Origin of the sequence: Proteiniclasticum ruminis (genome assembly GCF_900115135.1) — a bacterium.
Lineage (GTDB): Bacteria > Bacillota > Clostridia > Clostridiales > Clostridiaceae > Proteiniclasticum > Proteiniclasticum ruminis_A.
Map to the genome: position 1 here is coordinate 1 of NZ_FOVK01000026.1, position 10,411 is coordinate 10,411.

The 10,411-nt window shown below is 42.9% G+C and carries 10 protein-coding genes; 6 read left to right on the forward strand and 4 right to left on the reverse strand.

Going from position 1 to position 10,411, the window contains the following annotated elements; translation table 11 throughout:
• Positions 1 to 1,236: Mu transposase domain-containing protein (locus BM243_RS14780; RefSeq protein ID WP_207646211.1), on the forward strand; the 1,236-nt coding region annotated here is incomplete at its 5' end.
• Positions 1,233 to 1,994 carry an ATP-binding protein gene (locus BM243_RS14785; protein ID WP_242943577.1) on the forward strand — a complete coding sequence of 254 codons (762 nt, stop codon included), beginning with the start codon at positions 1,233 to 1,235 and terminating at the stop codon, positions 1,992 to 1,994. The genes BM243_RS14780 and BM243_RS14785, both read left to right, overlap by 4 nt.
• 240 nt (positions 1,995 to 2,234) lie before the next feature.
• Here BM243_RS14785 and BM243_RS14790 read toward each other — a convergent pair whose 3' ends face one another.
• Positions 2,235 to 2,849 (reverse strand): DDE-type integrase/transposase/recombinase, encoded by a 615-nt coding sequence (locus BM243_RS14790; RefSeq protein WP_143093608.1) that lies wholly within the window; start codon positions 2,847 to 2,849, stop codon positions 2,235 to 2,237.
• Between the two features lie 505 nt (positions 2,850 to 3,354).
• Positions 3,355 to 4,284, reverse strand: a complete 930-nt coding sequence (locus BM243_RS14795) for a LysR family transcriptional regulator (protein WP_074913356.1) — start codon at positions 4,282 to 4,284, stop codon at positions 3,355 to 3,357.
• 177 nt (positions 4,285 to 4,461) lie between these two features.
• On the opposite strand from BM243_RS14795, the gene BM243_RS14800 reads away from it, so the two are divergent.
• The 4 genes from BM243_RS14800 to BM243_RS14815 are packed head-to-tail and all read left to right on the forward strand — an operon-like array spanning position 4,462 to position 8,351.
• A complete protein-coding gene (locus tag BM243_RS14800; RefSeq protein WP_074913358.1) occupies positions 4,462 to 5,643 on the forward strand; it encodes an acetyl-CoA C-acetyltransferase in 1,182 nt (393 codons plus the stop codon).
• Complete coding sequence (locus BM243_RS14805; RefSeq protein WP_074913360.1) at positions 5,643 to 6,299, forward strand: CoA transferase subunit A; 657 nt, start codon at positions 5,643 to 5,645, stop codon at positions 6,297 to 6,299. The genes BM243_RS14800 and BM243_RS14805 overlap by 1 nt, the downstream gene beginning before the upstream one ends.
• Position 6,300: 1 nt before the next feature.
• Positions 6,301 to 6,972 (forward strand): 3-oxoacid CoA-transferase subunit B, encoded by a 672-nt coding sequence (locus BM243_RS14810; protein ID WP_074913362.1) that lies wholly within the window; start codon positions 6,301 to 6,303, stop codon positions 6,970 to 6,972.
• Between the two features lie 11 nt (positions 6,973 to 6,983).
• Positions 6,984 to 8,351, forward strand: a complete 1,368-nt coding sequence (locus BM243_RS14815; protein ID WP_074913364.1) for a short-chain fatty acid transporter — start codon at positions 6,984 to 6,986, stop codon at positions 8,349 to 8,351.
• A 625-nt stretch (positions 8,352 to 8,976) separates the two neighbouring features.
• On the opposite strand, the gene BM243_RS14820 is transcribed toward BM243_RS14815, so the two are convergent.
• Positions 8,977 to 9,777 (reverse strand): ExeA family protein, encoded by an 801-nt coding sequence (locus BM243_RS14820; protein WP_074913366.1) that lies wholly within the window; start codon positions 9,775 to 9,777, stop codon positions 8,977 to 8,979.
• The coding region (locus tag BM243_RS14825) for an integrase core domain-containing protein (RefSeq protein ID WP_143093609.1) at positions 9,770 to 10,411 on the reverse strand (642 nt) is incomplete at its 5' end. The genes BM243_RS14820 and BM243_RS14825, both read right to left, overlap by 8 nt.

Below are 10,411 nucleotides of genomic sequence, written 5' to 3' on the forward strand. Positions count from 1 at the left end.
TACACAAAATTCTGTGAAGGTTACTCGGATTATGTCATGAAGAATAGCCTGACCAATCATCTCATCCACAAACCTGGCATTATATGTGAAGTAGACTGGAGCGGTTCTACAATGTCCATCGTCAATAAAGAGACAGGAGAAATAATTCCAGTCTATTTGTTTGTAGCTACGCTACCATACAGCCAATATTCTTACGTGGAACCTTGCTTTGATATGAAACAGAATACCTGGCTCAAGTGTCATGTGAATATGTTTAACTTCTTTGGTGGTTCAACAATCAGAATTAAGTGCGACAATCTTAAAGTGGGAGTTACAAGCCATCCACGTGAAGGTGATATAATTCTAAACGAAAAATACGAGAGTCTCGGAGATTTCTATTTTGCCGCAATTATGCCGACAGGCATAAGAAAACCAAAGCATAAAGCATCAGTTGAAGGAACTGTGGGGAAGATAGCAACTGCAATTATTGCCAAACTCCGCAACATGAGCTTCTACAGCATGGACGAACTAAAGATAGCGATACGGAATGAACTGGAAAAATTCAACAGGAGTAAATTCCAGAAACGAGAAGGCAGTAGATATGAGGTCTTCCATGAGATGGAAAAACAGTATCTCCGAGCTCTCCCTCCAGTTCCATTTGAGATAGCTGAGTGGGTTTATGGTTATTCCGTAAATCTGGATTGTCACATCTCATACAAGACTAATCGATATTCTGCACCTTACCAATATGTCGGAAAAAAAGTCAATATCAAGATTACTGATACATTCCTTGAAATCTATTTCAAAGAAGAGCGAATCGCAACACATCGAAAAATACCAGATTACTTGAAACACAAGTGGTCAACACTAGAAGAACATATGCCTGATCATTTCCATAGTACTGAGTGGGACGATGAAAGAATCCAGAAATGGGCCTACACCATAGGCAAGAATACCGGTGAAGTCATCGACAGGATCTTTGCTAGCGTCAGAATCAAGGAACAAGGCTACAATGCAGCATTGTCAGTCCTAAAACTCGCAAAAACTTATACTGAAAAACGTTTGGAAACTGCATGCGAGATTGCGCTATCTAAAGTCAGATCACCAAGATATAGTCATCTTAAAGCACTTCTGTCCTCTAACCAAGATATACTCCATCTTGCGAGAGTAGCTGAACAGGAAAAGAAGGAACTAAACAAGTCTGTTCAGGGATACGTCAGAGGATCTGATTACTATAGTGGAGGTGACAAGTCATGACCATTCTTAATGAAGAGACTAGAAGAAAACTCAGAGAACTAAACTTAAGTGAATTCATTGAGGCCATTGAACTCCAGTCTCAAGGTGTGGACTACAACATCCTAAGCTTTGAAGATCGTCTCAAGGTAGCTGTGGACTATGTCTATCAAAAAAAATACAACAGCAGAGTTCAAAGTCTTATTAGGCTCTCCAAGTTCAGAATACCAAATGCTGTATTGAGTGATGTACACTATGTGGATCGTGGCCTTGATCACCAGACGATGATTACACTATCCAGTTGTCAATTCATTGACATGAGTTCCAGCATCATCTTTCATGGATTCGCAGGATCAGGTAAGAGTTACCTGGCTTGCGCCATCGGCAGGCAAGCCTGCATGCAAGGCATCAGAACCCGTTATATTCGAATACCAGACTTGCTAATTCTCCGTGATGAAGCCAGCCTCGCCAAACAAGGAATATCGAGACTGTTAAAAAAGTTCAGCAGTTATAAGTTACTGATATTGGATGAATGGCTTCTAGATAGTCTATCAGATGAACAGCAACATTTCCTGTTCGAGCTAATTGAGCGCAGACATGATTGCAGTTCTACGATATTTTGTACTCAGTTTAAGAAAGATGAATGGCATGCCCGCTTAGGCGGAGGTGTTCATGCTGATGCTATGATGGATCGGATAGTTCACAATGCAATCTGGGTTTTCTCAGGCACCCTAAACATGAGAAAATATCTAGCTAATGTAAACAACCCATTCGAGTCTTAGGAACTCTCGGCGCACTGCCTTCCAGCAGTGCGCTACATCTTAATGATGCTCTAACTGAATATCGGTGATGCTTAGAGTCAGAATCAATGATGCCTGTAACCATATATTGGTGATGCTAATCCTGTGAAATAATCAGTATCATTGCGATGAAATAATCAGCTGATCTTACTTTCTTTTGCAACTCAGTAAAAGAAAGAATCTGAGCATTTCTAAGTTTTGCCAGAATTCTTCTGGAAGTAATCAGCACGCTGTTTTCTCCCGAGGTTTCCTTACCCTTGCCGGCAAAATAACAGAACCATAATATTCAGCCATTTCGCTGTATGTCTTATTCAATTTTGGTTCATTGAAGTTTGCATGAGTAACACCGGTCTTCAAATTATCTGGAGTTATAATTTTGGGGACACCCCCGATATACTGGAAAGCATGGACATGTGCTGCAATCCATGATGGCAGGGATTCATCCCGAAAAGGTTCTGCATAAATCAGCTGACTACAGGGTAAAACAGAAACAAACAAGGAGGCTTCGCACGTTTTCCCAAGATCATCATCATAGTATCCGATATTGGTGCCAGCCCAATCAACTTCCATGGACAACGCTGGTTTGTGCTCCAGTATCAGTGTTGCTTTATTCGCTAGAGCATATTTGTGGTAATAGTTTCTGAACTGAGTTTGTATGTAGAACCTTTCACCACTAGCCTGACATGACTTGACGTATTCTTCCCAAAGTAGTTTCATTGTCACATAAGGTTTTGCAAGCTCAGAGTGTACATAGTCATAGTCGGCCATCTTAAAAGTTGTGTCCCTGGACTTAGTGGAAACCGTCGGCAAATTTTTTACAAACGCAGCTTCATCCAACGGCTTTAAGTCATCCAGTGTTAACCAACCTTGGTCTCTTGCATGTTGCAAGAGCAAAGCGATGGTATTTCGCGAGACTTTATGAGCTTCCGAAACACGGCGTTGACTTATACCGCTATAGACAGCTCTGACGATGGTAATGTTGTCTCATATTGTTGCTCCTCCTCGATAATAAAATTAATGCTATGGTGCATTAATATTATTCTACATCAGAGGAATTTAATCGGCTCTCTAGTTGTGCGCTACATGGTATTCTAGTGGTGCGTTAGTGGCTCTAGCACTCTGCGTTATCGGCTCTGAAGGTCCGTTTTTTCCATTGATAGTGTGTCAGTAGATAAATTGCACTAACGACTAGATAACTGTGTTATAAAGTCAAAAAGCAATAAAGAGCTTTAGGTTTCAACGCTAACTGAATCGATAGTGTTATTGCTCTTATGAAAAACATTAAAACTAAAGCTTTTTTCACCTGAAAACCGTACATTATAGATTTAGTTTGCAGTGTTCTTTATACTTTCCATTCTTCCATGGGAACGATATTCTTTCGCTCATTAAAATAGCTGATGATGGACTCCTTTGTATAGAGCTCTAAACGGCTGTAATGGGACTTTATAGGATTAGTAAGCAGGACTTTCCAACTGATTGGGTCTCTCACAGGAACTTCAATTACATCATCAAAGTTGAAATGCCAGTGGACAGGAGAAGGCAGGATGGTAATGAAGTCGGAAGTTCTTGTGACCTCTAGTAGAAAATCCCAGGAGCCTGATGTAAGTGAAATCACGGGGGAGATTTTTAGGGATTCAAACTTCTTTTTCAGCAAGTGGTGAATCATGAAGTTTTCATTAAAAATGGCAAGATTGGATTTTTTTAGGTCATACCAGGTGACCTTTTCCAATTCACTCAGTGGATTGTTCACCGACATGAAAAGAGTAAGCTCATCTCTCGAAATCAAGGTTTCTTCAAAAAGAAGGGGACTGAGCTCAGTGGGGGCCAAGATAACTGCAAAATCAATCTCACCTAGAAAAAGTAGCTTCTTGAGTTCATAGGCGCCTTGCTCAATGATGACAAAGCTGATGGTTGGATTGTTTATGATGAGTTGAGCCATAATCTCCGTGAAGAGAACGGTGAGAATGAGCGGTGGAATCCCAATTCTTACCGTTCCGGTGATTTTTTTCGATTGTTCCCTCAGTTCACTGAGCATGTTGGTATGGTTTTCCACGACTACTTTAGCATTATTGTAGAAATTCTCACCAGCAAAAGTCAGCCCTGAAAGTCTCCCATTCTTCCGGTCAAATAATTTCAGGTTCTCCTCTTCTTCAAATTTAAGAATATACTTACTTAAGGCGGGCTGGCTCAGATGCAACTTCTTTGAGGCCAAGGATAGGTTGAGGTCATTCTCCACAATAGCTATAAAGTATTTTAACTGTAAAATATCCATCTATAATACCTCCCATATAGTGATCAAATTATAGCATATAACCGGAGGTTATGAAAACGATAAAAAAGAGCCATTAGACAAATTTATATCAATCTAATAAAATAACAATTGAAATCGTTCACAAAACATGTCAATTAAGACTCCAGCATCGGAGTCTGGTGTTTAGGAGGAGAATATATGAGAGAAGCAGTTATTGTATCTGCACAAAGAACAGCCATTGGTTCTTTTGGAGGAGCGTTTAAAAATGTTTCAGCCGTAGAACTCGGTACTATTGCTGTCAAGGGAGCGCTAGAGAAGATCGGGTTATCTCCTGAAGAAGTAGATGAAGTCATCCTCGGAAACGTTTTGCAGGCGGGGCTGGGTCAGAATGTGGCAAGACAGGTATCCATCCACTCAGGAATTCCTATCGAGGTTCCTTCACTAACCATCAATAAGGTCTGCGGATCGGGACTTAAAGCGGTACAGCTTGCCGCGCAAGCTATCATGGCTGGCGAAGCAGATGTAATTGTGGCAGGTGGTACAGAGAATATGAGCCAAGCAGCCTATGTGGTTCCAGGAGCCCGATGGGGTATGCGTATGGGAAACGGCACCTTACTGGACACCATGGTGCATGACGGACTTACTGATATTTTCAACGGTTACCATATGGGAATCACCGCAGAAAACATCGTGGAGGAGTTTGGTCTTACAAGAGAACAGCAGGACGAGCTTGCAGTTAGCAGCCAGAACAAAGCGGAAAAAGCGCTACTTTCAGGAAGATTCCACGATGAGATTATTCCAGTAAGAATCAAGCAGCGCAAAGGAGACGACGTTGTCGTAGATACTGATGAGTACCCAAGAGCTGGGACAACTCTGGAAGGGCTTTCCAAGATGAAACCTGCGTTTAAGAAAAATGGTACGGTTACAGCAGCCAGTTCATCAGGAATCAATGATGGAGCAGCTATACTCATCGTCATGAGCAAAGAAAAAGCAGAAAGTCTTGGAATGAACCCTCTGGTGACCATCAAATCTTCAGCCAGCGCTGGTGTAGACCCTAGGATTATGGGCTGCGGACCTATCCCATCCACCAAGAAAGCCTTGGAGAAGGCAAATTTGACCATCAGTGATATGGATCTTATTGAAGCCAACGAAGCCTTTGCAGCACAGGCAATTGCTGTACTGAATGAACTACACGCAGATATGGAGAAAGTCAATGTCAACGGCGGAGCAATCGCTCTTGGACATCCCATTGGGGCCAGCGGAGCAAGAATCCTCGTGACACTGATCCATGAAATGAAAAAAAGAGAATCGAAGTATGGTCTGGCTACCCTTTGTATTGGCGGTGGACAGGGTATTTCGATGATAGTGGAGAGAGAATAATGAATAAGATAATCAGCATCAATGATGCAATCGCAAAAATTAAAGACGGAGATACCCTCATGATTGGTGGATTCCTTGGGGTAGGAGCACCGGAGCTTCTCATCGATGCCCTGGTTGAGAGTGGGAAGAGAGACCTTACACTTATCAGCAACGATTCCGGGTTTGTTGACAAGGGACCAGGAAAGCTGGTTGTAACGAAGCAGTTTAAGAAAATCATCGCCTCCCACATCGGAACCAACAAGGAGACTGGAAGACAGATGATGGCTGGTGAAACAGAAGTGGTTCTTGTTCCGCAAGGGACGCTTATCGAGCAGATCCGCAGCGCGGGCTATGGTCTTGGTGGTGTTCTGACCGCTACAGGTCTTGGTACTGAAGTGGAGAAGGGCAAGGATAAAATCATGGTGGACGGCAAGGAATATCTGGTAGAAAAGCCCTTAAGAGCGGATGTGGCTCTAATATTTGCCAATACTGTGGATAAGTACGGCAATATGAACTTTCATGGTGCCACTAGAAACTTCAATCATATGATGGCTTCTGCAGCGGATATTACTATTGTCCAAGCAGAAGAGATTGTGGAAATTGGAGAACTGGATCCGGATACAGTGCATACCCCTGGTGTGTTCGTCAATTATATTGTGGATGGAGGGAAGAAGTAGTATGGACAAGAAAGAAATACAATCATTCATTGCAAGACGTGTTGCCTATGAACTGCAAGATGGAGATGTGGTGAATCTTGGCATTGGACTTCCGACTTTGGTCGCAAACTATGTGCCCGAAGGGAAGAGTATTATGTTCCAGTCTGAAAATGGATTTGTGGGACTCGGACCGACACCGGCTGAAGAACTTATGGATCCCTATATTACTAATGCTGGCGGAATGCCTGTAACGATAATCCCAGGGGGAGCGTTCTTTGATAGTGCTACCTCATTCGGCATCATCCGGGGTGGACATGTGAACCTGACTGTGCTTGGAGCTCTTCAGGTGGATGAGAAAGGCAGTATTGCCAACTATATGATTCCAGGAAAAATGGTCCCAGGAATGGGCGGAGCTATGGATCTTATATCGGGAGCCAAGAAGGTCATTGTGGCCATGGAGCATACGGCGAAGGGAAGTCCCAAAATCCTTAATAACTGCACACTTCCACTGACCGCAAAAAACCAGGTGGATATGATTATCACAGAAATGTGTGTCATTGAGGTTACGGAAAAAGGACTTCTCTTGACAGAAATCAATCCTGAATTCACCATTGAAGAAATTCAAAGTCAAACAGAAGCAAAACTTCTGCTGGCAGAGAATATCATCGATATGACCCATCATTTCAAAAAATAAGGAGGAGAAAAATGTTTAAGAAATTTACCAACGCTTGCGTATCACTCGTTAACAAGTACTTGCCTGACGCATTCTTATTCGCTATCATTCTAACCATAATTACTTTTGTGGCAGGTATCTTCCTCACAGATCAGTCAGCCATCGAAATGGTCAACCATTGGGGTAAGGGGGTATGGTCCCTGTTGGCGTTCTCCATGCAAATGGTCCTAGTACTGGTACTTGGTAGTGCCATGGCTAAAGCGCCTATCATCAAGAAGATTCTGGTGAAGATTGCTTCCATGGCAAAAACACCAGGACAGGCCATCCTAATCACAGGGTTCATCTCTACACTGGCCTGTATACTCAACTGGGGATTTGGTCTAGTAGTCGGCGCGTTGCTTGCAAAGGAAATGGCTAGAGCAGTAAAGGGTCTGGACTACAGACTGCTGATTGCCACTGCATATTCAGGATTTCTCATCTGGCACGGTGGTCTTTCAGGTTCCATTCCACTGACCCTTGCAGGAGGAACACCCGAAGCCCTGTCAGCACAGACTGCCGGAGCGATCTCAGCTGCGATTCCAACTTCGCAGACGATCTTCTCGAGCTTTAACATTACCATTGTACTCCTACTCCTCATTGGTATTCCGCTGGTATGCTTTGCGATGATACCATCCAAAGAAAATACAGTCACTGTGGATCCTAAGCTTCTCGTGGACCCAGAGGTGAAGAGTTATGTAGCTAAGACACCAGCTGAAAAGCTGGAACACTCCAGAATACTTTGGGTATTGACCATAGCGCTTTCTAGTGTATACATTATTTACACTTTTGCCACCAAAGGATTCAATCTGGATCTAAACCTTGTAAACCTGATATTCCTTACGCTAGGTCTTCTGTTCCATGGTAACATTAGAAGATACATCGATGCCATTGAAGATTCTGCAAAGTCCTCCGCTGGAATCATTCTTCAGTTCCCATTCTATGCCGGAATCATGGGTATGATGACCGGAGCGAATGCGGCTACAGCGGTGTCGCTGGCATCCGTAATTTCTAATACATTCGTAAGTATTGCTACAACTACAACCTTCCCACTCTTCTCCTTTCTGTCTGCTGGTATCGTAAATTTCTTTGTTCCATCAGGTGGGGGTCAGTGGGCAGTGCAAGCACCAATTATGATGCCTGCTGGACAGCTCCTAGGGGTCTCTCCTAATGTCACAGCTATGAGCATTGCTTGGGGAGATGCATGGACCAACATGATCCAGCCATTCTGGGCTCTACCTGCACTTGGCATTGCTGGACTTTCCGCGAGAGATATCATGGGCTACTGTATCATTACTCTTCTCTTAGGTGGAGTGGTAATCTGTGGTGTGTTCCTGGCATTCCCGCTATTAGGACTCATATAGACAATCAAGATAATTGGTTTTAGTAGGACCTAAGCAAAAGTCTGTGTGACTTGTGCTTAGGTCCTTTTTAGATTTCCTCATAATCATCGGTTGAAGATTCTGCTTTTTAACGGTGTTTTTCTCTAAGTGTGTTGGTGCTAAAGAACCTAGCGCTCTTCTTTTTTCCTTCAAGTAATAAATGTCACCATTAATTTTATGGTCGTATGATGATAAGTTAGTAGGTCAAGTATAGCCAATCTTGAAATACTCACCATCAAGGTGATAAAGGCCGGTGAGGTCCTTATAGTCTGCACTTTAGTGTGCTTCGTATCATTCGTTCTTTTCTCTGGATACCTATCATGCATATCCTTCACCCCTTTGTCTTCCTAAGGATGCTAATTGAATCATTCTAAGGATAGTATCATTTTGTGAGTGAGGAATCTTCCAACGTCATATGGGGGCAATAGTCGGTTTAGTTCAATAGCTGTGATTTGTTGTACTTAAAAAATAACCATTACTGGTGTATAAACTCGTAATGATGAAGTTTATAGTGTTAATGACTTTTTATGTTGTCCAGAAACTGACGGTGTTTACTGTCCATAAGTTGCTGGTAGAAATGGCAAGCTTGATAGGCTTGCCATTTGTTTTAGCTTAATTCTCCATTGATTACGATCTTTACCATATGGTCATCGATAATTCTTTTCCCATTCTGGTATCCATAGATGAGAGAACTGGTACATACCTTGTTTACGAGTCTGGAAGAGCCTCCTGAGAACCGGTAAATTATCTCAATCGCCTCATCCGTAAAGATATCTCGGTCGGTACCTGCGTAATTTAGGTGACACCTCAAGTACTCGCGTACTTGGGAATGATCCATAGGTTGTATCTTGCACTGAATATCAATTCTTTGTCTTATAGCAGTGTAGGACTGCATCTGCAATTTATCCCAGAGTTCCACTTGACCTACCAAAATCAACGCCATAGGGCTGATGGCATCCATCTTGAAGTTCAGTAGGAAGCGGACTTCTTCTAGCATCTCTCTATCCAATAAGTGTGCCTCATCAACGACCACAACGGGCTGTTTCTTGTGGAGTCCCTTCATGAGTTCAATTTCTTTGTGTAATTGTCGCTTGGCATCTCCACGATAGAATTTTGATTCTGCACCCAGCTGATCCAAGATGCCTTTGTAGAAATTACGAGGAGTAAGCTTGGAGTCTGCAACATACATCATCGTGTATTTACTGGGATCCAGTTCTTCCTTAAACCGCCTTACGGCGGTGGTCTTGCCCGTTCCACATTCTCCTGTGAGTACACAGAACAGTTGCCGTTCGGCAACATAGAAGAGCCTTCCTAAGGTCTCTGACAGTTCATGTGACTGGTATAGAGATTGAGGTGGAATGTTTCGAGAAAAGGGCGTTCGGACAAATCCATAGTACTCTTCAAACATTTCCTCCACCTCCATTTCTCATGTTGCGGAAGGATATGGCAGTAGCAGAAGTCTTCTCTTTCCGCTTATCATTCTCACGCTTTGCTGCTTCCAAAAGTCTTGATTCAGAAGGTTTTATGGCTGTGAGATATTCTGGTAGTGGGGGCCTCTCACTTACTTTTTCACCAATCAGTAGTTTTGTTGCAATGAGTGGTGGATCATCCTGATACTCGACTGTAAGAGTTTCAGTATTGTTAGGATCAAAGATTACATCAACCATCCTGCCTACATAAGCAAGACCGACTTCGTATTTAACGCTGCCAAAACTGATGCAACCACTTTTATCGACTCTTCTGCTTTCAGAATGGAGAAAGGCATTGGCTACCACATCCACTGGAAGATACTTGAGTGGCTTTGGATCAAGATGATAGGCTTCTACTGGTGTTTTGTTTCCCAAGGCAGAGTGGGATTTGTTCTGATAACATTCTTCCAGCCAAACCCAAAATCGGTCATTCATCTGCTCCAAGGTTTTCGGCATCTTATCTACTTTGTACTCATCCAGGAAACGATCGATGTTCTGGTTGAAGCGCTCGATTTTCCCAGTTCCTTCTGGAGAGTATGGTTTCGCGAACAGCAGGCGCACGCCTAGCTTCGC